The organism is Ferriphaselus sp. R-1 (assembly GCF_000746095.1).
GTDB lineage: Bacteria > Pseudomonadota > Gammaproteobacteria > Burkholderiales > Gallionellaceae > Ferriphaselus.
Map to the genome: position 1 here is coordinate 20,631 of NZ_JQKP01000008.1, position 23,567 is coordinate 44,197.

Sequence of the window (23,567 nt, forward strand, 5' to 3'; positions counted from 1 at the left end):
GAGCATGGGAGATTTTGATTGGAAAAAAGCGGTGAACACGATCGCACCGAGTCTGGCAAAGGCACTGGCACCCGAACTTGGGTTGGCCGGTATCGCGATACGTGCAATCGGTCAGGCGTTCGGCATGCCCGACGCGACCGAGCAGCAAGTGTCCGAGGCAATTGCCAAAGCGACACCTGCCGACCTGCTCGCCATCAAGCAGGCCGATCAGCAGTTCGAGAAGGACATGGCAGCCATCGGTGTCGATCTGGCCAAGATCGCTGCCGAGGATCGTGCCAATGCGCGCGACCGGGAAATCAAGACCGGCGACACTTGGACGCCGCGTATCCTCGCCGCCGTGGTTGTCATTGGGTATTTGTCTGTGCAGTGGTACATCCTGTCGCACATCGTACCGCAAGAAATGCGCGAGATCGTGCTGCGCTCAATGGGCACGCTGGATATGGCGCTTGGATTGGTGCTTGGCTACTACTTCGGCTCCAGTGCCGGAAGTGCGCGGAAGGATGTGGTGATTGGACACTTGTCCACAGAACAATGAACCCCACATAGATAAGTTCTAAGTTGGTAAAGATTGATGCACACTGTACCCGTCACTATTCAGATTTTTGCAAGCCGTCAGGATAATAGCAATACTTTTTCACTTAGGATATTTCCCACCGCAAAACAATCGCAGCACTTGCTGCCAGCATTGAGGCAGCGATTAAAAATGGCGTGCCAGGCTGAGCAAAAAAAAGTGCACCCGTTGAGGCTGCAGCAATAGCCTGCCCTAAATTTGCAGCAGATGCCTGTTGACCAAACGCCTTACCCTGCCCTTGCCCCGCTGCCGCAGAGATCACACTGGACAGAATCGGGACGAGAATGCCGGTTCCGGCGGCGATCATGCCAAACAGTACGTCTATGGCTGGTATGGATCTCGCATAGGGAAGCGCCCCCAGCCCGATCGTACCAAGAACAAAAGCGATTACAAGCAGGGTCTGAATTGAGAATTTGTGCATCAGCATCGGGAAAATCCCTATCTGGACGGTAATCATGACAAGGCTACAAACCACAAAAAACTGGCTGATTGCGCTCGGATCAAGTAATAAAGATTGTTTACCCAGAAGGGTTATGCCCACCTCGGCGGTACTTACGCCAAACACCGTTATGACGGTAAGCAACAGCGCCAATCGAATCTGTTTCTTATCTGTGGGGCTTACGTCATCATCTGCGGCTATGCGAGGCTGGTTATGCGACACGGACAGCAGTACCGTCCCCAATGCACACAAGATACTTACTAGGGCGATTACAAAAAATGGCGAGTCCGGCATTAGCACACCAACCACCCGCATGCCGTCTGAAGGCGACAGGATCATGGATGAAAGCCACCCGCCAACCATAGGACCTAGCATGAAACCAAGCGATGTGAATGAAGCGACAATTGCAAACTTTCTTGGACGTTCAGATGCTGTGCATGCTTCGGCGATATATGCCAGTACGGCGGGAAGTACCGCAGCTGCAAATATGCCTCCCAGCATCCGTGATGCGTATAGCATCGTTAGGTTCGAAACATTATCGAGCAAAACCAAACTGGCACCGCTGCCGATCAGCCCAAGCGAAATCACAGCACGCCGGTTAAGCCGGTCTGACAACACGCCCCACAGGGGCGAAAGAAGAAACAAAGCCAAGGTGTATGAGGCTGTCAACAAACCGGTGTGCCATGGGACAGCACCTAGCTGCCCCGGTTGCAATACCCTTTCCAGAATGAATGGCAGAAAAGGCAAGGTAACGCCATATGCCATGGAAACCGCCGTGGCGGCGGAAAGCAGAACCACAAAGCGGCTTGGCGTCAGCGCTGTGGCTGGAATTGTGCGTCCCATGTCCATCCCGGTCGCCTTTTACCTGTCACGCCAATGAGCATATCCGTCATCACGCACCTCCAGATTCCCTACCTCGCACTCCTCTTCATAGTGCACGAATGCCCGGCGCAAGCACTCCGGCCAGTCTTCGCCCAACTGTACGCCGATCTCGGCCAACCGTTCCTCAATCTGTTCAGCGGTCGCTTGGAACAGATCATACGTCACCAGTATGCTATTTCCTTCGATGCCCACCGCCTGAATGCCCATCATGGACTGCAATGACTCGTTCAACAACTTTGCATGATCTGGCGACAAAGGTTGGGCCAGCCGCAATTTTCTCTGCTTGATCACTGACATCCCTTCCTGCTTCGGGGCCTTCTGCCCCGGAATGCCAATATACAAGTGCGGATTCGCAAGGAATCTCTCACGGCATTGGCTGGAACAGAAAAAATACGACTGACCGAGATATTCAATCTGGTGTTTGCCCGATTCGACCTGCATTCCACAAACTGTATCCTTGGTTAACATTTCTGATGGCTCCATTGATTGATGCTAAAACGCGACAATTTCATCCTCTCATGCGCGGAAAAAATGCAGGGGTTTGTTCGGTATAGCGTCGATATTCGCCGCCGAATTGCGCCAGCGCATCACACTCTTCCTGCCGCGCCAATCGCACGTACATCCATACCAACACAGGGAACATTAGCAGTGTTAGCAGTGTCGGCCACTGCAACAGGAAACCGAACATAATGAGCACGAAAGCATCATATTGGGGATGACGTACCTTGGCATAAGGACCGGTTATCGCTAACTGGTGCGTGCGTTGCGCTCGATAAAGTACACCCCATGCGGATGACAGCAGGATGAAGCCCCCACCGATGAATGCGATGCTCAACATGTGTGGCAGGTCGAAATGCGGATTACCCTTCATACCGAGCAGGGTGTGCCACAGGTGCCCTGCATCATGGGAAAAGACATCGGTGCCGGGATAACGGCTCTGCAGCCAGCCCGACAGCAGGTATATGGTTAGCGGGAAACCGTACATCTCGACGAAGAGCGCCACAATAAAGCCAGAGAATGCGCCGAACGAACGCCAGTCGCGCTTGCTTTGCGGCTTGGCGAAGCTGAAGGCAAATATGATGAACACCAGCGAGTTGATGATAACCAGTGACCAGAGGCCGTAGGCCGAAGATTGATCGCTCATTTCGAGTCTCCTGTGTGGTTGTGCTGGTGCCGGTCGTCACCGCTCTGTCCATGCCCATGATGCATGAAGAAGTGCATCAACGGACACGCCAGCAAAATCAGATAGGGCAGCATGCCCAGAACATGCGCCCGGTGCTCTGTCAACAACAGCAGTAAGGCAAAAGCAAGAAAGCCGATAAGCACCATCCGCCCTTTCGACAATTGCCGTTTCTCCATTTCGTCAGCCATAACTTCCTCCCATTAACCAGCATTGACCACATAGACATGCCGGCAGTCATTCCATTGAGCGGTTGACCACCGGCCGGACGTGATAGCCTTATTTCGCCTGCATTTCCTCGCGCTGCATCATCTGCTCCATCATGGATTCCATCATCTCCATGCGCATTTTCATCATGTTGTGGGTCTTCATCATGTCCCCCGTCATCATGCCGCCGCCCTGCTTACCGCCGCCTCCCCCCTGCTTGCCGCCGCTACTTTCCATACCCATCATGGAGCCACCCATGGCGCGCATATGCTTCATACCCTCCTGCATGGTCCGCATGTGTTCCTGCATCAGTTTTTGACGTTCCTTAGGATCTTTGGTCTGGCGGATTTTTCCCATCAGGTCCTGCAGCTTGCGCATCGATTCCTGCGCTTCTCCCATGTGGTGTTCAGGCGCAGCCTCGGGGCTGGTAGTCTTCTCCATCGTCTCCGCCTTCGGCATGGGCACCCCCTGCTGCGCCTTCTCGGGGTGATGTTCATCCACTGCATAAAGCGGCGTCGCCACCATGGACAACGAAGTAACGGCAGCCAGAATCGTGATCTTGTTCATGTTCGGTCTCCTCTCAGGTTAGAAATCAATACTCGAAAAAACTAAACCAACCGTTCCGTTACCGTACCTCCTTTCTCCGTCCATGGGCGGAGAATCACTCGACCGAAAACACTTCCGGCTCGCGCCCTCTCTTGGGAACTGCATAAATGGTCAACGTCCCCTTTTTCATTTCGCCCATTCCCGGCGAATTCTGCGGCATGCCCGGAGCGCTGATCCCGATGATGGCGGGCTTCTCCTTCATTAGCTTGCGGATGGCGGCAACCGGAACATGGCCCTCGACCACGTATCCACCGACCAGCGCCGTATGACAACTGGCGACATGAGACACCCCGTAACGCTTCTTGACCGCATCCATGTCGTTTTCATTGATTGCCTTCACCGCGAAGCCGTTTTCTCGCAGATAGTCCACGTATTTCTCACAGCAGCCGCAGGTGGGGCTCTTGTACAAGGTCACCTCGGTCGCGGCATGCGCCAGCGAAGCTCCAAACAACAAAACGGCTGAGCAGATGCGTATCCATTGATACATTTTTTCTCCTTAAAGGTTGGTGCGGCGCAGCCGCAGGGCGTTTAAAATCACGGACACCGAACTGAAGCTCATCGCCGTCGCGGCAATGATGGGCGACAGCAGCAGGCCGAAGATCGGGTAGAGCACGCCCGCCGCAACTGGGACGCCGAGCACGTTGTAGATGAAGGCGAAAAACAGGTTCTGTCGGATGTTCTTCATGGTCGCGCGACTCAGGCGAACGGCGCGGACGATGCCGCGCAGGTCGCCCTTGACCAGCGTTACTCCCGCGCTTTCCATCGCTACATCGGTACCAGTACCCATAGCAATGCCAACCTGCGCCTGCGCCAGCGCGGGCGCATCGTTGACGCCGTCGCCCGCCATCGCGACGAAGCGACCTTCGCTTTGCAGGCGTTTGACGATGGCGGCCTTCTGCTCCGGCAGCACCTCCGCCTCGACCCGATCTATGCCCAGTTTCTTCGCCACCACCTCTGCCGTGGTGCGGTTGTCCCCGGTCAGCATGATGATGCGGATACCTTCCTCGTGCAGCGCGCGAATCGCATCCGGTGTGGATGCCTTGACCGGGTCGGCCACGCCGATGAGGCCCGCAGCCTTGCCGTCCACAGCAAGCAGCATTACCGTCTGCCCGTCTTCGCGCAATGTATCGGCGCGTGCAGGCAGCGCGCCCGCATCGAGTTGCAATTCCTCGAACAACTTGAGGTTGCCAAGCGCGACCGCGTGGCCCTCGACGGCTCCCGTCACGCCCTTGCCGGTGTGAGACTTGAAGTCGCCCACTGCGACGAGCAATAAACCTTTCTCCTGCGCGCCGCCGACGATGGCTGCGGCGAGCGGATGTTCGCTCGCGCGCTCCAGGCAGGCGCCCAGCCGCAACACCTCGTCCTCGTCGAAACCTGCGAGGGCAACCACCGACACCAGCTTGGGCTTGCCCTCGGTCAGGGTACCGGTCTTGTCCACCACCAGCGTGTCCACCTTCTCCATGATCTCCAGTGCTTCGGCGTTCTTGATCAGCACGCCCGCCGTCGCGCCGCGCCCGGTGCCCACCATGATGGACATGGGCGTAGCGAGCCCCAGCGCGCAGGGACAGGCGATGATGAGTACCGCCACCGCATTGACGATGGCGTGCGCAAGACGCGGCTCCGGCCCGATGAAGCCCCATACCGCTAGCGTGACAAGTGCAATCAGCACCACTGCCGGGACGAAATAGCTGGAGACGACATCAGCCATGCGCTGGATAGGGGCGCGCGAACGCTGCGCCTCGCTCACCATGTGCACAATTTGCGCGAGCAGCGTGTCCGCGCCGACGCGCTCGGCGCGCATCAGCAGGCTCCCTGTACCGTTCACCGTCGCGCCGATCAGCCGCGCGCCCGCAGTCTTTTCAACGGGAATGGATTCGCCGGTGACCATGGATTCGTCCAGCGCGCTTGTGCCTTCGAGTACCACTCCGTCCACCGGCACTTTCTCGCCAGGACGGACGCGCAACACGTCGTTCGGCTGCACCTGTGTCAGCGGAATGTCTTCCTCGTTGCCGTCAGGACGCACAATGCGCGCAGTCTTGGGCGCTAAGCCAAGTAACAGCTTGATTGCCGCGCTGGTCTGGCTGCGCGCGCGCAGTTCCATCACCTGCCCAAGCAGTACCAGCGCCATAATGACCGCAGCCGCCTCGAAGTACACCGGTACGGTACCCATCATGCTGCGCATCGTCTCGGGGAAGATGCCTGGCAACAGCATGGCGACGACACTATATGTCCACGCCACGCCGACGCCGAGCGAGATCAACGTGAACATGTTCAGGCTACGGTTGACCACGGACTCATAACCGCGCCGGAAGATCGGCCAGCCGCCCCACAGCACAGCAGGAGTTGCCAGCACGAATTCGATCCATTGCAGCATCACCATCGAGACGGACTCCGGCATGGTTTGCGGAAAGAGGTCGGAAACCATCGCCAACAGGAACACCGGCAGCGCCAGCACCGCACTCGTCCAGAAGCGGCGCGTCATGTCGTTCAACTCGGTATTGTCTTCCTGGGGTGCATTGCGCGGTTCCAATGCCATGCCGCAGATCGGGCAGTTACCCGGCTCGCTGCGCACGACCTCGGGATGCATTGGGCAGGTGTATTCCACCGCACCCGGGATGGCCGGAGATTCAAGCTCCAGCGTCATGCCGCACTTCGGGCAGTTTCCCGGCTTGGGTTGGCGGATTTCCGGATGCATGGGGCAGGTGTATATCGCACCCGTCCGTGCGGGTTCCGCCGCACGGGGTTCAAAATAGGTTTCGGGTGACGCCTGGAATTTCGCCTCACACTTCGCACTGCAGAAACTGTATTCGATACCGCGGTACTCGAAGCGGTGCGGCGAATCAGGTTTCACGGTCATGCCGCATACCGGGTCAGTGCTTGTGCTCATGTGCTGTTCCTTTCAAAGGCTTCGTTTCATCGGAAAAATCGGGACTGTTCGGCTCCATGCATTTGGCCAAGACCATTTCGCGCAATGCAACCTCTTCTTCCAGAAAGGCCTGCACTGCAGCCGGGTCGAACTGGGTACCGCTCATATTGACGATTTCTTCCTTCGCCTCGTCGAATGTCATCGCCTTGCGATAAGAACGGTCGGAGGTCATTGCATCCAGGGTATCGATCACCGCAAAGAGTCTCGCTCCTTGGCAAATTTTCTCGCCATGAAGCTCCCGCGGATAACCGCGCCCATCAAAACGCTCTTCGTGGCTGAGTACGATTTCGGCGGCCTCCGCCATGCCGGGGATTTGAGACACGATACGGTAGCCCTTTTCCGGATGAGTCCGCATCTCCCGCCACTCGTCTTCATTGAGTGCTCCCGGTTTCAACAGGATGGCATCGGGTATCCCGATTTTCCCGATGTCGTGCAGCAGCGCCCCCCAATAAATCTGGCGCAGTTGCTCTGTATCTCGTGTAAACCGGCGTGCCAGCACCAGAGTGTGGCAGGCAACCCGTTTCGAATGCAGGCCGGTTTCACGTTCGCGGATGTCCAGCGCTTCGGCTAATGCCTCCACAAATGCTGCACCCGCCTGCTCCTCTACAGTCATGGGTTCGCTGAAGTGACTTACCGCGCCGTCCAGCATCTGCCGGACGCACCATTTGGCGTAATAGCGGCCAAGCAGGTGGCCGAGCCAGCGCGCGGGGACAAAATCCGGCAACGCGTAATCGACGAATACACGTAGCAGCGAACCATTCCCCTGTGGGGTGATCTCGAACCCCATCCGGTAATGCCCCATCACCAGCAACCGCGGCGAACCCGTCGTTTCCCACGATTTGTACTGCGATGGGTTGCGCTCCGTCACGACCTCATCGAGCGCGAGGCGGATGCCGAGAACCTTTCCATCCAGCCGGATGTGCGAACCGACGCTTCTTCCCCTGTTTTCGTCTAGCGCGATTTCCATCCGGCTCCAGCCCATCCTCCATGAAGAGTCGCCCATGTGTGCAGACAGACTCGCGTGGTCGTCGACGAATTCAAACAACCGCTCTGCCGCAACCGGAACAATGGCGCTGCTTTCATAATGAAAAGGCAGCCTGTCGCTCAGGCCAATATGGCTTGCATGGGGATTGTGAAATTCTCGCGTCATTTGGCCATTTCCCAATATAGATTGCGGCGAGCTATTCAAAACCTACCGGGAAAGCCGTACCGGCCTGATCCGTGCAAAAACCAGCGGGCGTGTTGCCGAATTTCCATATCAAACTGCACGACAGTTCATGCCCATCAGCTGATCTGGCGGCCGTCTCAATACAATACGTCACATGACTCGTATCGAGGCCGGAGAAAATTCGCTCCCATCGTTTCGGATTGGAAAGATAGTAGCGTTTGTGCAGTTCTCCCAAATGGGTATGGCGCTCGACAGTAAATCCATGAGCCTCGTAACGCCGGTTCGACATCTCCAGCACGAGGTGATTGTCTTTCCCTCGATCATGGTCATGAATCAGCTCCCCTGCAGCGAACGCTCCCCCGTCTTTGCTGACCATTTGATGAACATGGGCTGGGTTGGCGCAGCCGGCCAGCCACGAAACGGCTAGCATGCTTAAAAAAAATGTTCTCATCGTATTTCCTCCATGAGAGGTGACGCAAAAGGATGGACTCATTAAAACTCTTCTCATTCGCGAGCTATTTCACTGGCGGACGATTGCAACATGCAGCGTTTTTGCTGGGTGCATTCAGATTGCTGATTTCACTTTCCTCGGCATAATGCAGCCAGGCACGGCGCAACCTTGCCATCGGCCCCATTCCAAGCCTCACATTTGCTGTTTGCAACAGTTTTTCGATCCCCTCCAGATCAGTCATTGCGAGGTCGTAACTCACCTCGAGTCCGATAACCTTTGCCGAAACATCCGCTGACTCCAATGTGGCGATCAGGGATTCCGCTTCCTCCAGAGTCACCGCCTGCTCAAAGGCGAGACGCCGGGTTTTCAGTGCCGTCGCTTGTTTGCCCGCTTCTTTTGAATCATTCATGGCAACCTCCGGAGCACCTACCTGTCAGGTTGTAGCAGACTGCAAACAAGGCTCCGCCCAGAAAACCGGTCAGGGTAACGCCGAAAAGGCCATAGACCACTCCGCCCAATGCCCACGGCTTGTCGCTAATGATTATGGAGAGATTCAAACCGTGAACCCACGCGTTCACGAAGCCGATCGTCGCCTCAGGAAATAAGTACACTGCTGCCGCACATACCAAATTGATAGCTGCTGCAGACAATGCCAAAGTAATACCGATGCGCAAGGGATTCAGTTTCATTTTCTTGCTCCTCATTCACAAACAAGTACGGACAGGTCCTGCAACCCATGTAATACGTTCAGCGTTTACGCTCAATACGGATAATTACCCATTCTTTCGAGTTGACTTGTTCCAGTTCAAAACGCACGTTGTCGCCCACCATTACATCCTTGGGCAACGGATCGCGCAGCGCAAACCACATAGTCATTGCTGGCCATCCCAACGAGGGAATCGCCCCATGTGCGAGCTGTACCTTGCCCGCTTCCGTGTTTACGGCCTTAAGCACCCCGTAACCTTCGTGTTTCGCCTGAATTTGGGCATGCTGCGCATCCTCATGGCTGTGGGACGGCGTTACGGCATACACCGCCCCTGTCATCGCGACCGTTGCTGCCATTGCAGCTGCCAATACTTGGGACAAATTTGCTGGTTTCATCTCATTTCCTTTCATGCATTGATATCGCCTCGCCCACCCGGTGTATTTCGTCGGGCAGGCGAGCCTCTGCTTCAGTGCTTCTCTTTCATATGATCATGCCGGTTTTTCGGTATTTCCTTGTCCGTATGCGGTGCCGGTTCGGGCTGCGGCATATTGGTCTTTTCTTCCATATGGCTATGCCTCTTTACCGGCTTCTTCACCGGGGTCTTCGCCTCGCTCTGCCCGGTGGCTGCGGCTTCATGTTTCTCTGTCTCGGCGGCGATTGCAGTTGCGGTAGCGCCCATGAACATCGCAAGGACGGCGGTCAATAATGTCGATTTCAATTTCATTTCATACTCCTAAAAGTTTGGTTGATCGAATGTGCTGCAACATCCTGGAAATACACTGATTGGACACCTCCTCTCGAGACAGGTTGATGACAACGATAAAACTCAATGCGCGTGATCATGTGCATGCCCAACCTCATCGTGCGGCGTCATATCTTGTACGGCATGAACATCCGGTAAAGACATGACCCCCAACCCATGGCGATACACCAGTTCGGCACCGTGCCAGGCCGTGCTTGCCACTAGCATCCATACAGTAACCAGCAATCCCAAGAAACCTAGTGAGGATGTTTTGCGTGAGCCCCCGCGCCATACATCCCAGGCGGCGAGCACAACCAGAACCACCAGTGTCCCAAGCGCCCAATTGCGATGCAAGGTCATGGCGGCATGACTTACTTCATCATGCTCAACGCTGTTGAAGGCGAACCAGCCGAACGCGGCAGCAATCAACGCAAACAATGCCGCACTCCATAACATCCAGCGTCCCGTTACCATGCATTGCACCGCATGTGGCCGGGTTCCGGAGAATGCGCCGGCAGCGGTGAATGCCACCGCAGCCGTGGTGAGTACGACAGGAAAATGCACGAATACCGGATGCCAGTTTGGAATAATCTCAATCATGTTTTTCGACTCCCATTGAAAGTTTGATTTCGCGCACCTTGATCAAGGCATACAGAACCGTGATCACCACCAACTGTTGCAGTTATTGCGTTAACGACTCTGAGTTCCGTAATGGACTCACGCAACACATGCAGTGCAGAGCGTAAAAATAATGCGGCAAGTGCCAACCCGATGATGATGTCTGGCCAGCCGGAATGGGTGAGCCACACACCGAGCGCGGCAAACAGCACCGAGATATTGGCAATGATGTCGTTACGGGAGCACAGCCAGACAGAACTCATATTGATATCGTCCTCCCGATGCCGCCAGAGCAGGAGGAAGCACGCGCCGTTTGCTGCAAGCGCCAGCAAGCCGATTGCCCCGATGGCCTCGTATACGGGAAGCTGAGGAACTTCGATCCGGTAGATCGCCTGACTAAGCACAAACAGACCGAATGCCGCCATGATGCCACCCTTGAACAGCGCCGCCCTGGCTTTCATCGCCGCGCCGCGCGCCACGACGTACAGGCTGAATCCGTACACCAAGGCGTCACCCAGCATATCCAGCGAATCGGCAACCAGCGAAACCGAATTCCCGAGCAATCCTGCCGTGAGTTCGACGACAAACATGACGGCATTGATAGCCATCACTATTTTTAGCGTCGAACTTTGGCGGCGGCGGAGCGCGTCAAGTTCACAAGATTTGTCATTGCAACAGTTAGCCATTACCTAGCTCCAATTAAAATTAGTCATCTGATTTCTCGGCTTTTGACTAGTGCATAGATCACGGGGATCACCACCAGCGTCAGCACCGTCGAGGAGACCATGCCACCAACCATGGGAGCGGCTATGCGGCTCATCACTTCCGAGCCAGTGCCGCTGCTCCACATGATCGGCAGCAGGCCTGCCATGATTGCCGTGACGGTCATCATCTTCGGGCGCACGCGTTCCACCGCGCCTTCCATGATGGCGGAATGCAGATCATGTGGTGCCGGAGACCGCCCTTCTGCTGCGCAACGTGTCTGGGCCTCCTGCCATGCGTTTTCCAGATAGATCAGCATCACCACTCCAGTCTCCGCAGCCACACCCGCTAGCGCGATAAAGCCCACCGCCACCGCCACGCTGAGGTTGTAGCCGAGCAGCCACAGCAGCCACACGCCGCCGACCAGTGCGAAGGGCACGGACAGCATCACAATCACCGATTCGGTGACACGTTTGAAATTGAGATACAGCAGCAGGAAGATGAGAAGCAGCGTGATGGGGATTACGACCTTCATCTTCGCAGCAGCCCGCTCCATGTACTCGAACTGCCCGCTCCAGGTCGCGTAGTAGCCCGATGGAAACTTCACCTTCTCTGCCACCGCCTTGCGCGCCTCGGCCACGTAGGAGCCGATGTCCCGGTCGCGGATGTCCACGTAGATGTAGGCCGACAACAGCGCGTTCTCGGTGCGGATTGAAGGAGCGCCCTTGCCGATGCTCACCCGCGCGAGCTGGCCGAGCGGGATCATCGCCCCGCCCATGGTCGGCACGAGAACTTCGCCCGCGATCTTCTCCGGCGTGTTGCGCAGCTCACGCGGATAGCGCACGTTTACCCCAAAGCGCTCCAGCCCCTCCACCGTGGTGGTGACGGTCTCGCCACCCAGCGCGGTGGCAATCACCTCTTGTACCTCATTGATACTCAGACCATAGCGTGCGAGCTGTGCTCGATCCGGATCGATATTGAGGTAGAAGCCGCCAGTGATGCGCTCGGCGAAAGCGCTGGTCGTGCCGGGAATGGTCTTCACCACCGCTTCGATCTCCTTCGCAAGTTTCTCCATCTCGCCGAGGTCTTTGCCGAATACCTTGATACCGATGGGCGTGCGGATACCGGTGGAGAGCATGTCGATGCGCGCCTTGATCGGCATGGTCCACGAGTTCGCCACGCCGGGGAATTGCAATGCCTTGTCCATTTCGGCGATCAGCTTGTCGGTGGTCATGCCGTCGCGCCATTCCTCCTGCGGCTTGAGGTTGATCACGGTCTCGAACATCTCCAGCGGTGCCGGGTCGGTGGCCGTCTGCGCGCGCCCGGCCTTGCCATACACGGAGGCGACTTCCGGAAAGCTCTTGATGATCTTGTTCTGCGTCTGCAGCAGTTCGGCGGCCTTGGTCACCGACATGCCCGGCAGCGAGGCGGGCATGTAGAACAGCGTGCCCTCGTTCAGCGTGGGCATAAATTCGCTGCCCAGTTTCATCACGGGATAGAGCGTCAGTCCCATCGCCAGCAATGCCACCGCGATGGTGGCCTGTTTGCGGCGCAGCACGGTATCGATAACCGGGCGATAGACGGCAATCAGCCATCGGTTCAGCGGGTTCTCAGATTCCGGCCTGATATGGCCACGGATGAACAGCAGCATCAGCACCGGCACCAGCGTCACCGACAGCAGCGCCGCACCCGCCATCGCGAAGGTCTTGGTGAACGCCAGTGGCGCGAACAGGCGCCCCTCCTGCGCCTCCAGAGTGAACACTGGGAGGAAAGACACGGTGATGATCAGCAGCGAAAAGAACAGTGAGGGGCCGACTTCCTGACAGGCAGTCAGGATTGCCCCAAACCGATGTTCTCCCTCCTTGATCCGCTCCAAGTGCTTATGCGCGTTTTCGATCATGACAATCGCCGCATCCACCATCGCGCCGATGGCGATGGCGATGCCGCCCAGGCTCATGATGTTGGAATTGAGGTTGAGCGCGCGCATCGCAAGGAAGGCGATCAGCACCCCTATGGGCAGCATCACGATGGCAACCAAAGCGCTCCTCGCATGCATCAGGAACACCATACACACCGCCGCCACGATCAGCCCTTCCTCGAACAGCGTGCGCTTCAGCGTCGCGATTGCGCGCTCAATCAGCTCGGAGCGGTCGTACACTGCCTGGATGCTCACACCTTCCGGCAAGCCTGCGGACACCTCGGCAATCTTGTCCTTGATGTTCGCGATCACCTCCAGCGCGTTCTGACCGTAGCGTGCCATCGCGATCCCGGACACCACCTCGCCTTCACCGTTCAGTTCAGTCAGCCCGCGCCGCTCATCCGGTCCAAGTTCGACGCGCGCGATGTCGCGCAGAAGCACTGGCGTGCCGTTTTCTGCCTTGACCACCAGCGTCTCAAGATCGGCCTTGCCGTGCAGGTAACCCTTGCCGCGCACCATGTACTCAGTTTCGGCCATCTCCACCACGCGACCTCCGACGTCGCGGTTGCTGTCGCGGATCACCTGCGCGACCTTCGCCAGAGGAATGTCGTAGGCGCGCAGCTTCACCGGATCGACCGTCACCTGGTATTGCTGCACGAAGCCGCCGATGGAGGCGACCTCGGCCACGCCATGCGCCTTGTTCAACTGGTAGCGCAGATACCAGTCCTGCATGGTGCGCAACTCGGCAAGGTTGTGCTTGTCACTTAGCACCGCATACTGGTACACCCAGCCCACGCCACTCGCATCCGGCCCAAGCTGCGGCGACACACCTCGCGGCAGGCGTCCTGCTGCCTGGTTCAGGTATTCGAGTACACGCGAACGCGCCCAGTAGATATCCGTACCGTCTTCGAAAATCACGTACACAAACGATGCGCCGAAGAACGAGAAGCCGCGCACCACCTTGGATTTCGGCACGGCCAGCATCGCCGTGGTGAGCGGGTATGTCACTTGGTCTTCGACCACCTGCGGCGCCTGCCCCGGATACTCGGTATAAACGATCACCTGCACGTCGGACAGGTCGGGCAGTGCATCCAGCGGCGTTTTCACCACGGCATAGATGCCCGCCAGCGTGACAAACAGGGTAGCGAGCAGCACCAAGAACAGGTTGCGCGCCGACCATTCGATAATTTTCCCCAGCATGTCAGTGCCCCTCGTGCGTTGCAGCCTTCACGGCCTGCAATCGGGTAATCACCCATTCGCCCTTGCCACGCTCGACGAATTCGAACATAACCTCGCTGCCCGGCGCGATTCCCTGCGCCAGCGATTCGTTGGCCAGTTCGAAATCCATGGTCATGCCCGGCCAGCCCAGCGAGGAGATGGGACCATGGGTGATGCTCACCGTACCGTCCGGATTGATCGCATCGAGCACGCCCTGCGCCTGATGTCCGGTCGACGGCTTGGGCTGCGTGCTCTCCTTACGCGGCTCCACTACCGGAACCAGAGTACTTGCGGTCGATGTACCGCCATGTGCTGCGTGGCCGCCCATGCCGCCCAACGCCGCCCTGAGGTTGCTCTCTGCATCTATCAGGAAGTTCGCGGCAGTAACTACCTGCTCGTCTTCTGCGACGCCTTCCAGCACCTCGACGTAGTTCTCGCCGCGGCTGCCCAGCCTAACTGCGCGCGGCTCAAAGCGTCCCGGTGCAGCCTGAACCAGCACCACCTGGCGCAGGCCGCTGTCGATCACGGCTGAGGTAGGCACGCTCAACACCTCCTTACCTTCATCCAATGGCAACTCGACCTTGGCGAACATCGCAGGCCTGAGCAGGCCCTGCGGATTGGGAAGTTCGATGCGTACCCGCACCGCGCGTGTCACGCTTTCCAGCGTCGGGTAGATGAAATCCACCCTACCGTCGAAGCGCTTGCCGGGATAGGCATCCACGCTGACCTGCGCGTGTCCGCCCGCCCTGATCCGGCCGATGTCCTGCTCGGTAATGTCGGCCATCACCCACACTGAGGAAAGGTCGGCGATGCGGTACAGTTCTTCGCCGGGCATGAAGCGCATGCCCTGCAGCGCCTTCTTTTCCAGCACCACGCCGGAAACGGGGGCGTGGAAAGTCGCACGGTTGCCGTTCACACGGCCGTCCACGATATCCCAGTTCCTCAGCCGCGCGGCGCTGGATTCGGCAAGCCGCCGCATGCTGTCTCGCGCATCCTCGTCGGCATCCTTGAGCGAGGCGATGCCTTGCGCGGCAATCTCGCGTTCGCGACGCGCCGAGACCAGTTCGGGGCTGTACACCTCGAACAGCGGCTGGCCTTTTGCGACAGGCTGCCCCGTAGTGTTGACGTACAGGCGTTCCACCCAGCCCTCGAATTTTGGCGCGACCGCATAGGTGCGCCGCTCGTCGATCTCGATACGCCCGACCGCACGCAGCGTCCTGTCGATCACGCGCATCGCCGCGGCCTCGCTCTTCACGCCGAGCTTCTGCACCTTGTCGGTACCGATGACGATCTGGTTCGCTCCTCCCGATTCCGCTTCGCCCTCGTACACCGGCACGTAGTCCATGCCCATCGCGTCCCTCTTGGGCACCGGCGAAGTGTCGGGCAGGCCCATCGGGTTGCGGTAGTACAACACCTTGCGCTCGGCCTTGGCTGCTTGCGGCGCCGGCGACGATACCGAAGCATGCGTACCCAGCCAGTAGCCGCCTGTCGCCACGCCCAGCAACGCGAACACAGCCACGACGATTCCGATGATTTTCTTCATAGTTCTTCTCCCAGCAGACTTTCGATTTCGGCGAGGCGCGACTGCGCCTCCAGTTGCGCCTTGAGGCGCTGCCGTTGCGCATTCAGGATCTGGCGCTGCGCCTCGATCAGCATGGCGAACTCCACCTTGCCGGTCTCGTAGCCCGCGAGCGCGGACTGGTAATTGAGTTCGCTCTGCGGCAGCAACCGCGTCGCCGCGAGCGACTCGGTGCGCCGCGCAGTCTCCAGCGCATAGAGGCTCTCGGACAGCGCCGCCTGCATGCGGTCCTGCAGCGACTGCTTGCGCGACTCGGATGCCGCCAGCATCGCCTCGGCCTCGCGTTCCTGCGAGCGGCGCGAGCCCTGCTGCAGCGGAATGTTGAATTCGACCATCACGTCCCAGCTCTTCACCGCGTTGCCGCTCTGGTTGGGGGCAATGCCGAGCGTGAAGTCCGGATAGCGTCTGGCGTAGGCGAGATCGCGTCCCTTCCCGGCGGACTGCACCTGCGCCTCGGCGACCTGCAGCTGCGGATTGCGCGCGCGCAGCTTCTGTTCCAGCACGGCATAATCGAGTTGCGCGGGCGGCGGCAGCGGCCGCAGTTGAGCGGGCTCCGCCAGTTCCGCCATCGCGGGACGCGACAACAGGGCATTCAGCCGGCTTTGTTCGTGGTGGCGCTCGCTCTCCAGTTCGACCAGCTCGGTGCGCAACGCGGTCTGCTCGACCTGCGCGCGCAGGACGTCCTGCTGCGCCCCCAGCCCGTTGGCGTAGCGCGTCTGCGCGACCCGCTCGAGGTTGTTCATCAGCAAAAGCGCTTGCTGCGCCAGGCGCTCGCTGCCGGACAGGTAGTAGTACATCGCGTAGGCCGTCTTGATGCGGCCGGACAACTCCGCCCAGGTCGATGCCGCCTGGCCGTCGGCCTGATCAGCCTGAGCCTCGGCCACCCCGCGCTGCAGGTCTCGCTTGCCTAACCAAGGCACGCTCTGCATCAGCAGGTAGCGCGTGTTGCCCACCTGCGAAGGCCACAGGCTGGGCGGCTTGTTGGTGCCCTGGTTGGTGACGTCCATCAGCTCGGCGCGCAGCACGGGATCCGGCAGGGCTCCCGCCGGCTGCACGCGCTGACGCGCGGCATCCGCCTCGTGGCGCATCGCCGCCAGTTCCGGGTTGTGCTCGCGCGCATAATCCAGCAGGCCGGGAAGGCTGGCCCCAAGCTGTTCTGCGCCGAGCGCGGGCTGCGCCGCCAGCGCGAGGCACGTCAAAACGACGCGCGGCATCCGGCAAATTGTTGTTGGTATCTTCATGACCCGATCCTCGATTGCATTGCTATCGGGCAGCCAAAGGGCTGCCGCAAAGAGGCGAGACGAGACCGACTTAAATCAGGTTACAAAAAGTAAAGACGGACTTGTCCTGCCGCTTCAAACGCGAGGACTGGGAGGGGGGGTGAGTGGGGCAGAACTAACGGATTTATACGTTACTAAATAGGGAGTAGCGCTCAGTGCATCAGCTTGCACCGCAAGAATTCCAATAATCGTCATAGCTAAATAGCTAGAGCAAGCCAAGTGGCAAATACCGCAAGAATTGCAGGACGCGCCGTCTTCTTCACCCGCTGAAGACATCTGCATATCAGAGTGATGATGCTCACCGATATCTTCATGTTCCATCGATTGCATTGCATCTGCCTCTTGGCAAGAGCCATGCGGCATCTGCATAGACACCGCTGTCGCTAGTGCATTGCCAGCAAACAGAGGCAACCATAGCAACATTAAGACAGCAACAATTTTTCTGGAAAATTGACTCATATTTTCATACTGAGCTCATTTAATAAATTTGTCAAACAATTGCATTGAAATGCAAAAAAAAAAACGAAACACCCTCGGGAAAAATTTATAGTCTTTTAAATTAATTTCTTGATTAGCAACAATCGTCAGCCTAGCTCACCTGGTGAGCCTGACAGGCAGTAGAGTGACACCTAAACCATAACTGAAGGGGAACAAAATGACCATGAATCGAATTCAATTTCAACACGGGTTGTCACCATGCATTCGGCTTTCGTAAGTACGCGGCGCGCTACCTGGCCGCATTTTGTTATCGCTTCAATCGGCGTTTCGATCTGAGCTCGCTTCACCAGCGACTCTTGATCGCAGCTACTACCGTAACACCTCAACCACTCCGAATAATTCGGGTGGCTGACGATTGTTGCTAATCAAGATTAATTTTAATTCAACTCCAAGTGCGCAATCGAACCGGGGCGTCCTTTTACTTGCCCGAATCAACCGCGGTGCATTGACCGATTGATAGTGGCCGCCTGACAAATGTTGAAAGACAGGACTCCTCGTAGCTCTCAATATCGCGCAACCGATATCGGACCACGCCTTTCAGTTTGAGATACGCAGGCCCGATGCCCTCACATCGCCAACGTTCAAGGGATGCTTGGCTAATGCCCCAGCGGGTGGCCAGTTGCTTTTGGTCGAGATGAACGATGTCCATTTGGGTCTCCTTTCGCATGAGTTGTCAGGAGTCCATGAACGCTCTTTTTCGGACACAAGCCAAGCAAAATGGACGTGGGTTCAATTCCCAAATGGGCAATTGAACCGGCGTTCGCAAGCACTCTACCAGCGATGCTGTTTCCTGATAGAATTTTCGCCAGATAAAGGGTTTCGTAGGTTTTTGCGGCAATCTGAAGCGACTAGAACGCGTTGGGAGAATTACCGCAGACATTAGGCGTTACCCCACCACCAATTTACAAGGACACAGAAAATCTCTGTGTCCTTTTTCTTTGCCTGAAATCCCGCACCACGCGGGGTTCGGCGCGTATGGCCTGCGGATACACTTTCCCAGATTCCACCCCAATTTCCGTATTTTCTCCCCCACTCTGTCTCTTTTCTCTGTTTTGCTTGCGGGTATGCGCAGCCCTACCTCTAGGTTTCATGCGGCTTCCAAGGAGGTATTTCGGGGTCAACGATGAATACCAGCTCTATCCATACTCAAACCTGAGAGCAGCAAAATCCCTCTCTCGCCTAGACTTTGTTTGACCATTGTACTAACATTGCAGCCAATCTAATAACACTTGGGGGTCATCATGCCACCTGCCGTTGCCGTATCGAACCGCACTTCCCGCTCCGCTCGTCTTGGATTACGAGCCACACCGGAACAAGAAGCCGTATTAAGGCGTGCAGCGGATGTCGCGCACAAATCACTCACTGAGTTCATCCTGGACAGTGCTTGTCAGGCTGCTGAACAGACGCTGCTCGACCAACGGTTATTCCTCGTGTCTGGTCGGCAGTATCAGGCATTCATGGATTTGCTGGAGCGGCTAGAGCAACCAAATGAAGGTTTGCGCGATCTGCTTTCCCACAAAGCCCCTTGGGATAAGGCATGACGCTGTCTGGGCCAGCGCCCTTATCTGCAGCCCACCGGCTGGACAGTTTTAGTTGCGGTAAGCTTGCACTCGACGATTGGCTGGTGCGGCATGCAAGACAAGCGCAAGCCACTGGGTCGGCCAAGACTTTCGTCATTGCTGTTGGCGACGAAGTCGTTGCCTATTTCAGTCTGACCGTTGGGCAAATCGATTCACTGGAAGCACCAGAGAGAATCCGTAAGGGAATGGGGCATTACCCCATTCCCGTTGTGCTTCTGGCGCGACTGGCAGTCTCAACCGCTCATCAGGGACAAGGAATTGGCATCGGATTGCTGCAGGATGCCATTCGCCGAACCCTGGTGATCGCCGAACAAGCAGGCATCCGTGCCATGCTCACTCATCCCATCGACCAACAAGCAGCCGAATTTTATCGAAGGTTTGGCTTCGAGCCATCCCCGCTCCGTGATGATCAGTTACTGCTGTTGCTCAAAGATGCACGGCTTCTGATGAAATAGCCTCGGTCAGGCATCAAACTGCACAATCAGCTCTCGCTGCGCCTGCCAATCCACCGGCAGCGGGTTACGCTGAAACCATAGCAAACTCCTGCAGCGTGGCTGTTGCCCTGTAAGCTCTTCGCAAACACTCAAAGTCTAGACTTCAGCTCTTCATACACATCAGTAAAGCGGCTTTGATTTTCGGACAGATTGAGTTTGATTCTCGGACAGCGAATATATACTAAAAGCAGTTGATTCTCGGACAGAGAATAAACATCAAACAAATGAAATTTAAACGAGATTAAAACGACAGAAAAACCGACCCAATGGGTCGGTTTCCAGTTAAGCGGCGATCATCACCAGTTGCGAATAATCAGCTCAGCTGTCTTGGCTCGGTTCCGGCCAGCGCCGCCTACCGTGTAGGTGATTGGTACGCTCTCCATCGTCAGACCCGCGAACGCCTGGCGCATCTCGGGGATGTCGTTCACGCTGATGATCATCTTGCCCTTGATGCTCCGAGCCAACTCGGCCATGCGGTCGTATTGCTCCAGATCGAAGTCCACCCCATAGCCTTCCGTTCCCCAGTACGGCGGGTCGCAATAGAACAAGGTGTGCTCTCGGTCATACTTGGTGATGCACGTCGCCCAGTCCAGATGCTCGATGAAGGTTTGGGACAAGCGTAGATGCGCTTGGCTCAAGTCTTCCTCCAGCCGCAGTAGGTTGAGGCGCGGCGCACTGGTGGTGGCCGTTCCGAAGGTCTGGCCACTCACCTTGCCACCGAAGCCCAGCTTTTGCAGGTAGTAGAAGCGCGCCGCCCGCTGGATGTCCGTCAGCGTCTCCTCAGGTGTGGCCTGCATCCACTTGTAGATCTGGCGGCTGGTCAGCGCCCATTTGAACTGGCGGGTGAACTCTTCCAGATGGTGTTTCACCACCCGATAGAGATTCACCAGCTCACCGTTCACATCATTGAGCACCTCCACCTTTACTGGTTGCTTCAGGAAGTACAGCGCCGCCGCGCCGCAGAACGGCTCGACGTATCAGATGTGCTCTGGGAACAGCGGGATGATGGTCTTGGCCAGTCGCCGCTTTCCGCCAATCCACGGGATGATCGGCGAGTGCAAATTGTTAAAGATCGGGTCTTGTGTGTCCTGCATGGTGCGTCTCCTCTTGGGTGGACGCTCCGTGGCGTGCAGGTCGGTGGCTCGTGGCCATCATTTGATTCAGCGTGCCGCAGCGCGGACACTTGATTGCCAAGCGGGTAAACACCGCTTCGGCGAGTTTTCGATTACATGCGCCGCATCGTACAGTTTCCATCTACTACTCCAGCGTGGTAGCCTCCGCCCCGCTGTGATCACAGCACGGTGCCTAGGCTAAACGCAGGATGCGTCTGCGGAAGGTGGCCGTTGCAGGTGCTGTCACACCCGCAACGGTCGCACCGTCTTCTTTAGGTTGTTCCGTCCCGGCAATCCATCCACGGATTAATCGTGGTATTGAGACGACATACATTTCCGCGACGCAGCTCCCACTTGGAAAGTGTCCAGCCAATCGAAACACGCCACGCACGCGATGTGCTCCAACGGCGCAGCACCGTAAATTGGAAGTAGTACTTGTCGCAGTCGATAATCACCTCACGAAGACACCAGCCCTCCACGACATGACACTTCCCTTGCGCATCGCGGTAGATATCCACACCCTCGTTACCGGAAGCCGCATAGAGCCTATTGTCGTTCTTAACCTCGAATCCAGCCCAGCGGTCGTAGCCATATGCCGGATTGCGCAGCGCCCATCCGATGCCCAAGAAATATCTGGCAAGCCAGCCCGGTAGAACCAGCGTCCACGGCATCTGATTACTCTGGAATGCCTTGTCCCCGATGGCCGGGTTGTCGTGGGTCTGAAACCAAGTCAACCAGCCGGGCAGATACCCATCACGACCGATGAACAGCGCGATCAGTGGCGACATCAGCACATTGACCACAACGGCCATGAGTCCGAGCAGCGCGAGGGCTGCCCACTTGATGATGGAGGTGATCAAGGCTGCACCTCGCAGGAAGACAATAAAGCATCAATGGCCGCTCGATCTGGTGCCGCCATGATTTCAGCTTTTTTTGCATCGTCGATCAGACAAGCTCCAGAAGGCGGGCTGGCTTCATCCCGTACCTCAACCACGCCAGACTCTGTAATCAGAACAAACAGCATTATCGTCTCCTTCGAATTTGCAGCGAGCCAAACCCGCCGAGTGTGGATGTTGCGAACGTGGCGGCTAAAACTAGGTAAATCGTCTTGGTCGATCCGGCGGGAACAGTGACTCGCGCACTTGGCGTTGCAAACGTCATCGGGTTTGCCCCCGGAGCAAAGCCGGCCGGATAACAATTCTGGGCGTATTCGGTGCCGGGAATGCCGCTGCTCTCGCTGATACTGCCCCATACCCGAGATATCGTAGTAGTGGCTGCCGGGTTAAAACTAGCTGTCCCAACCACATCGTAATCACCCGGCTGGAGCACGGCACTTGCGATATTGGCTCCCACACCGTTGGACAGCGCGATGGCGCTGGCTTGCGGGATAAATACCCCGGCATATTCACCGATGTAACCCGCAGGGGCGTTGTCGTTTGTTTTGGTACCCAGCAGCGGAGAGGGGCCAGATGGCATCGCATTCCCGCCATTTCCTTGCACTACGGTGGGTGCGGTCGCCCATGTGCCAGGCACCGCTTCAGTGATATCCACGAATCCGACCAAACGACAAGGGACATTGGCGCGCGCAGCGCCAGAGTACACCACGCTGGCCGAGTTGGACGCAGCGCTGATGGCCGTGGTGGAGGTCAGCATTTCATCGAAATTGAGGCCTCCTCCAGCGTTGGCAATCGCCAGCTCAGGCGTGCCCGCATTGTCTATTAACAGCAGGTTGAGGCGTGCGGCAACACCTGCGCTGGTACCGAGTGTCGCGCCAGCGGGCACCGTCAGCGACAGAGCGGCTGGGATGATGCGCGTGTTCGGAGTCCCGTTCGTCAGGGTCGCATTGCGGAAATCCATCGCACAAGGCTTCATCCCGACGACCAACGCATTGCCCACCACGTCGGCACTTATCGCATTGATCTTGGACTGCTGCACCACGCCGCGCGAGCGGAGTGCCGCGAGTACTTGAGTGAAGTTCAATGCGCTCGGAGCAATACCAGCGGCCTCGATGATCGCCATCAGCTCTTCTTGCCAGGCATTAAAATCCGCCGGCACCAGCTCTGTCGGCGGCCTGTTCGTCGCCGCATCTTCGGACACAAATAAATGGTTCACGTGCCCTGGTGCACTAGTTCTGTCCATAGCTTCCTCCAGCTCCTGTAATGTCTTCAAACCATAAATAAACGTGGGCCTGCTTGAATGCCGACAGAGCATCCCACAGCAGCTTTGGATGCACCACCGAGCTGTAATAGCGCACGCGCAGCACGTAGCGCCCGCGCGTACTCCACAGATGATCTCCAACGCGACACCCGACGCGCGCCGGGCCGACCAGGTGATCGACGCGCAGCAGATCAACCGGGAATGCAGGCAGGGCAGCACTCCACAGCCGGCTACCGATCTTGCTGCCGATGCAGGCTTTCTTGCGGGGAGCTTCCGTTACGCCAGCAATCGCCTCCTGGGCGATGCGCCGGTACTCGCTGATATGCCAGTGGCCATATTTAGGCCGGTGCGCCTCGATCGCACCATCCAGCACGATCTGAGCATCTCCACCAATGCGCGTAGGCTCTGCCCCCATACCCTTGAGCAGTGCATCGCCAAAACCATTAGCGGGCCAGTCAAAGGCCGCACCGGGTGGCAGCAATGCCCGTTGCGCAGCGGCGTAATCACTCGCAGTATGAGTTTTGATCTGCACG

General features: G+C 57.4%; 28 protein-coding genes and 2 pseudogenes. 4 read left to right on the plus strand and 26 right to left on the minus strand.

Annotation, left to right across the window (positions count from 1 at the left end; translation table 11 throughout):
- Positions 1 to 4: 4 nt before the first annotated feature.
- Entirely contained in the window at positions 5 to 535 is a 531-nt protein-coding gene (locus DM08_RS07190; protein WP_051937930.1) for a hypothetical protein, read from the plus strand.
- A gap of 103 nt (positions 536 to 638) precedes the next feature.
- Here DM08_RS07190 and DM08_RS07195 read toward each other — a convergent pair whose 3' ends face one another.
- The 19 genes from DM08_RS07195 to DM08_RS12565 form a co-directional block, all read right to left on the minus strand.
- The gene (locus DM08_RS07195; protein WP_035383979.1) at positions 639 to 1,859 is read right to left on the minus strand and encodes an MFS transporter; all 1,221 of its coding nucleotides are present in this window, start codon (positions 1,857 to 1,859) and stop codon (positions 639 to 641) included.
- Between the two features lie 12 nt (positions 1,860 to 1,871).
- Positions 1,872 to 2,375 (minus strand): YHS domain-containing protein, encoded by a 504-nt coding sequence (locus tag DM08_RS07200; protein ID WP_035383980.1) that lies wholly within the window; start codon positions 2,373 to 2,375, stop codon positions 1,872 to 1,874.
- 25 nt (positions 2,376 to 2,400) lie between these two features.
- Entirely contained in the window at positions 2,401 to 3,036 is a 636-nt protein-coding gene (locus tag DM08_RS07205; RefSeq protein ID WP_035383981.1) for a methyltransferase family protein, read from the minus strand.
- Positions 3,033 to 3,221: a DUF2933 domain-containing protein gene (locus DM08_RS07210; protein ID WP_331838579.1), complete on the minus strand. Its 189-nt coding sequence runs from the start codon at positions 3,219 to 3,221 to the stop codon at positions 3,033 to 3,035. The genes DM08_RS07205 and DM08_RS07210 overlap by 4 nt, the downstream gene beginning before the upstream one ends.
- A gap of 130 nt (positions 3,222 to 3,351) precedes the next feature.
- On the minus strand, positions 3,352 to 3,846 hold the full coding sequence (locus tag DM08_RS07215; protein ID WP_035383982.1) for a hypothetical protein: 495 nt from the start codon (positions 3,844 to 3,846) through the stop codon (positions 3,352 to 3,354).
- A gap of 94 nt (positions 3,847 to 3,940) precedes the next feature.
- Positions 3,941 to 4,372 (minus strand): DUF411 domain-containing protein, encoded by a 432-nt coding sequence (locus tag DM08_RS07220; protein WP_035383983.1) that lies wholly within the window; start codon positions 4,370 to 4,372, stop codon positions 3,941 to 3,943.
- A gap of 9 nt (positions 4,373 to 4,381) precedes the next feature.
- A complete protein-coding gene (locus DM08_RS07225; protein ID WP_035383984.1) occupies positions 4,382 to 6,772 on the minus strand; it encodes a heavy metal translocating P-type ATPase in 2,391 nt (796 codons plus the stop codon).
- Positions 6,756 to 7,961 carry an HD domain-containing phosphohydrolase gene (locus DM08_RS12855; protein WP_110818385.1) on the minus strand — a complete coding sequence of 402 codons (1,206 nt, stop codon included), beginning with the start codon at positions 7,959 to 7,961 and terminating at the stop codon, positions 6,756 to 6,758. The genes DM08_RS07225 and DM08_RS12855 overlap by 17 nt, the downstream gene beginning before the upstream one ends.
- 31 nt (positions 7,962 to 7,992) lie before the next feature.
- The gene (locus tag DM08_RS12860; RefSeq protein ID WP_145983679.1) at positions 7,993 to 8,430 is read right to left on the minus strand and encodes a hypothetical protein; all 438 of its coding nucleotides are present in this window, start codon (positions 8,428 to 8,430) and stop codon (positions 7,993 to 7,995) included.
- A 64-nt stretch (positions 8,431 to 8,494) separates the two neighbouring features.
- The gene (locus DM08_RS12280; RefSeq protein ID WP_051937932.1) at positions 8,495 to 8,839 is read right to left on the minus strand and encodes a hypothetical protein; all 345 of its coding nucleotides are present in this window, start codon (positions 8,837 to 8,839) and stop codon (positions 8,495 to 8,497) included.
- Positions 8,832 to 9,119, minus strand: coding sequence for a DUF5676 family membrane protein (locus DM08_RS07245; protein ID WP_035383986.1), 288 nt, complete (start codon positions 9,117 to 9,119; stop codon positions 8,832 to 8,834). Before DM08_RS07245 ends, DM08_RS12280 begins: the two co-directional genes overlap by 8 nt.
- A 58-nt stretch (positions 9,120 to 9,177) precedes the next feature.
- Positions 9,178 to 9,531 carry a copper-binding protein gene (locus tag DM08_RS07255; RefSeq protein ID WP_051937934.1) on the minus strand — a complete coding sequence of 118 codons (354 nt, stop codon included), beginning with the start codon at positions 9,529 to 9,531 and terminating at the stop codon, positions 9,178 to 9,180.
- Between the two features lie 71 nt (positions 9,532 to 9,602).
- Positions 9,603 to 9,860, minus strand: coding sequence for a hypothetical protein (locus tag DM08_RS07260; RefSeq protein WP_035383987.1), 258 nt, complete (start codon positions 9,858 to 9,860; stop codon positions 9,603 to 9,605).
- Positions 9,861 to 9,962: 102 nt separating this feature from the next.
- The gene (locus DM08_RS07265) at positions 9,963 to 10,478 is read right to left on the minus strand and encodes a DUF2231 domain-containing protein (protein WP_051937935.1); all 516 of its coding nucleotides are present in this window, start codon (positions 10,476 to 10,478) and stop codon (positions 9,963 to 9,965) included.
- Positions 10,475 to 11,182, minus strand: coding sequence for a cation efflux transmembrane domain-containing protein (locus DM08_RS07270; RefSeq protein ID WP_081908817.1), 708 nt, complete (start codon positions 11,180 to 11,182; stop codon positions 10,475 to 10,477). The genes DM08_RS07265 and DM08_RS07270 overlap by 4 nt, the downstream gene beginning before the upstream one ends.
- 23 nt (positions 11,183 to 11,205) lie before the next feature.
- Complete coding sequence (locus DM08_RS07275; RefSeq protein ID WP_035383988.1) at positions 11,206 to 14,316, minus strand: efflux RND transporter permease subunit; 3,111 nt, start codon at positions 14,314 to 14,316, stop codon at positions 11,206 to 11,208.
- A gap of 1 nt (position 14,317) precedes the next feature.
- Complete coding sequence (locus tag DM08_RS07280) at positions 14,318 to 15,877, minus strand: efflux RND transporter periplasmic adaptor subunit (protein ID WP_035383989.1); 1,560 nt, start codon at positions 15,875 to 15,877, stop codon at positions 14,318 to 14,320.
- Positions 15,874 to 17,154, minus strand: a complete 1,281-nt coding sequence (locus DM08_RS07285; protein ID WP_051937937.1) for a TolC family protein — start codon at positions 17,152 to 17,154, stop codon at positions 15,874 to 15,876. Before DM08_RS07285 ends, DM08_RS07280 begins: the two co-directional genes overlap by 4 nt.
- A 114-nt stretch (positions 17,155 to 17,268) precedes the next feature.
- Positions 17,269 to 17,652 carry a DUF2946 family protein gene (locus tag DM08_RS12565; RefSeq protein ID WP_081908818.1) on the minus strand — a complete coding sequence of 128 codons (384 nt, stop codon included), beginning with the start codon at positions 17,650 to 17,652 and terminating at the stop codon, positions 17,269 to 17,271.
- A 227-nt stretch (positions 17,653 to 17,879) separates the two neighbouring features.
- Between DM08_RS12565 and DM08_RS12570 the strand changes: the two are divergent.
- Positions 17,880 to 18,056 (plus strand): annotated as a pseudogene (locus DM08_RS12570) (IS1595 family transposase); the annotation flags it as partial.
- Positions 18,057 to 18,109: 53 nt separating this feature from the next.
- Here DM08_RS12570 and DM08_RS07290 read toward each other — a convergent pair.
- The gene (locus tag DM08_RS07290; protein ID WP_051937942.1) at positions 18,110 to 18,340 is read right to left on the minus strand and encodes a helix-turn-helix transcriptional regulator; all 231 of its coding nucleotides are present in this window, start codon (positions 18,338 to 18,340) and stop codon (positions 18,110 to 18,112) included.
- Between the two features lie 592 nt (positions 18,341 to 18,932).
- Here DM08_RS07290 and DM08_RS12575 point away from each other — a divergent pair.
- On the plus strand, positions 18,933 to 19,232 hold the full coding sequence (locus DM08_RS12575) for a type II toxin-antitoxin system TacA family antitoxin (protein ID WP_081908819.1): 300 nt from the start codon (positions 18,933 to 18,935) through the stop codon (positions 19,230 to 19,232).
- Complete coding sequence (locus DM08_RS07295) at positions 19,229 to 19,726, plus strand: GNAT family N-acetyltransferase (protein ID WP_035383991.1); 498 nt, start codon at positions 19,229 to 19,231, stop codon at positions 19,724 to 19,726. Before DM08_RS12575 ends, DM08_RS07295 begins: the two co-directional genes overlap by 4 nt.
- Positions 19,727 to 20,061: 335 nt before the next feature.
- Here the strand turns inward: DM08_RS07295 and DM08_RS07300 are convergent.
- The 6 genes and pseudogenes from DM08_RS07300 to DM08_RS07315 all read right to left on the minus strand — a co-directional run.
- A pseudogene (locus tag DM08_RS07300) lies at positions 20,062 to 20,730 on the minus strand (DNA adenine methylase); the annotation flags it as partial.
- A 100-nt stretch (positions 20,731 to 20,830) separates the two neighbouring features.
- Positions 20,831 to 21,019: a Com family DNA-binding transcriptional regulator gene (locus DM08_RS12580; protein WP_081908820.1), complete on the minus strand. Its 189-nt coding sequence runs from the start codon at positions 21,017 to 21,019 to the stop codon at positions 20,831 to 20,833.
- A gap of 130 nt (positions 21,020 to 21,149) precedes the next feature.
- The gene (locus tag DM08_RS07305) at positions 21,150 to 21,737 is read right to left on the minus strand and encodes a DUF7338 family protein (RefSeq protein WP_035383992.1); all 588 of its coding nucleotides are present in this window, start codon (positions 21,735 to 21,737) and stop codon (positions 21,150 to 21,152) included.
- Positions 21,734 to 21,901, minus strand: coding sequence for a hypothetical protein (locus DM08_RS13025; protein WP_161780273.1), 168 nt, complete (start codon positions 21,899 to 21,901; stop codon positions 21,734 to 21,736). Before DM08_RS13025 ends, DM08_RS07305 begins: the two co-directional genes overlap by 4 nt.
- The gene (locus DM08_RS07310) at positions 21,901 to 22,989 is read right to left on the minus strand and encodes a hypothetical protein (protein ID WP_152555803.1); all 1,089 of its coding nucleotides are present in this window, start codon (positions 22,987 to 22,989) and stop codon (positions 21,901 to 21,903) included. Before DM08_RS07310 ends, DM08_RS13025 begins: the two co-directional genes overlap by 1 nt.
- A gap of 13 nt (positions 22,990 to 23,002) precedes the next feature.
- Positions 23,003 to 23,566 (minus strand): hypothetical protein, encoded by a 564-nt coding sequence (locus tag DM08_RS07315; RefSeq protein WP_035383994.1) that lies wholly within the window; start codon positions 23,564 to 23,566, stop codon positions 23,003 to 23,005.
- Between the last annotated feature and the right edge of the window lies 1 nt (position 23,567).

Coding starts and splice junctions, on each gene's coding strand:
- DM08_RS07190 (WP_051937930.1), top strand. CDS start 5: ATGGGAGATTTTGATTGGAAAAAAGCGGTGAACACGATCGCACCGAGT.
- DM08_RS07195 (WP_035383979.1), bottom strand. CDS start 1,859: ATGGACATGGGACGCACAATTCCAGCCACAGCGCTGACGCCAAGCCGC.
- DM08_RS07200 (WP_035383980.1), bottom strand. CDS start 2,375: ATGGAGCCATCAGAAATGTTAACCAAGGATACAGTTTGTGGAATGCAG.
- DM08_RS07205 (WP_035383981.1), bottom strand. CDS start 3,036: ATGAGCGATCAATCTTCGGCCTACGGCCTCTGGTCACTGGTTATCATC.
- DM08_RS07210 (WP_331838579.1), bottom strand. CDS start 3,221: ATGGTGCTTATCGGCTTTCTTGCTTTTGCCTTACTGCTGTTGTTGACA.
- DM08_RS07215 (WP_035383982.1), bottom strand. CDS start 3,846: ATGAACAAGATCACGATTCTGGCTGCCGTTACTTCGTTGTCCATGGTG.
- DM08_RS07220 (WP_035383983.1), bottom strand. CDS start 4,372: ATGTATCAATGGATACGCATCTGCTCAGCCGTTTTGTTGTTTGGAGCT.
- DM08_RS07225 (WP_035383984.1), bottom strand. CDS start 6,772: ATGAGCACAAGCACTGACCCGGTATGCGGCATGACCGTGAAACCTGAT.
- DM08_RS12855 (WP_110818385.1), bottom strand. CDS start 7,961: ATGACGCGAGAATTTCACAATCCCCATGCAAGCCATATTGGCCTGAGC.
- DM08_RS12860 (WP_145983679.1), bottom strand. CDS start 8,430: ATGAGAACATTTTTTTTAAGCATGCTAGCCGTTTCGTGGCTGGCCGGC.
- DM08_RS12280 (WP_051937932.1), bottom strand. CDS start 8,839: ATGAATGATTCAAAAGAAGCGGGCAAACAAGCGACGGCACTGAAAACC.
- DM08_RS07245 (WP_035383986.1), bottom strand. CDS start 9,119: ATGAAACTGAATCCCTTGCGCATCGGTATTACTTTGGCATTGTCTGCA.
- DM08_RS07255 (WP_051937934.1), bottom strand. CDS start 9,531: ATGAAACCAGCAAATTTGTCCCAAGTATTGGCAGCTGCAATGGCAGCA.
- DM08_RS07260 (WP_035383987.1), bottom strand. CDS start 9,860: ATGAAATTGAAATCGACATTATTGACCGCCGTCCTTGCGATGTTCATG.
- DM08_RS07265 (WP_051937935.1), bottom strand. CDS start 10,478: ATGATTGAGATTATTCCAAACTGGCATCCGGTATTCGTGCATTTTCCT.
- DM08_RS07270 (WP_081908817.1), bottom strand. CDS start 11,182: ATGGCTAACTGTTGCAATGACAAATCTTGTGAACTTGACGCGCTCCGC.
- DM08_RS07275 (WP_035383988.1), bottom strand. CDS start 14,316: ATGCTGGGGAAAATTATCGAATGGTCGGCGCGCAACCTGTTCTTGGTG.
- DM08_RS07280 (WP_035383989.1), bottom strand. CDS start 15,877: ATGAAGAAAATCATCGGAATCGTCGTGGCTGTGTTCGCGTTGCTGGGC.
- DM08_RS07285 (WP_051937937.1), bottom strand. CDS start 17,154: ATGAAGATACCAACAACAATTTGCCGGATGCCGCGCGTCGTTTTGACG.
- DM08_RS12565 (WP_081908818.1), bottom strand. CDS start 17,652: ATGAGTCAATTTTCCAGAAAAATTGTTGCTGTCTTAATGTTGCTATGG.
- DM08_RS07290 (WP_051937942.1), bottom strand. CDS start 18,340: ATGGACATCGTTCATCTCGACCAAAAGCAACTGGCCACCCGCTGGGGC.
- DM08_RS12575 (WP_081908819.1), top strand. CDS start 18,933: ATGCCACCTGCCGTTGCCGTATCGAACCGCACTTCCCGCTCCGCTCGT.
- DM08_RS07295 (WP_035383991.1), top strand. CDS start 19,229: ATGACGCTGTCTGGGCCAGCGCCCTTATCTGCAGCCCACCGGCTGGAC.
- DM08_RS12580 (WP_081908820.1), bottom strand. CDS start 21,019: ATGGAAACTGTACGATGCGGCGCATGTAATCGAAAACTCGCCGAAGCG.
- DM08_RS13025 (WP_161780273.1), bottom strand. CDS start 21,901: ATGCTGTTTGTTCTGATTACAGAGTCTGGCGTGGTTGAGGTACGGGAT.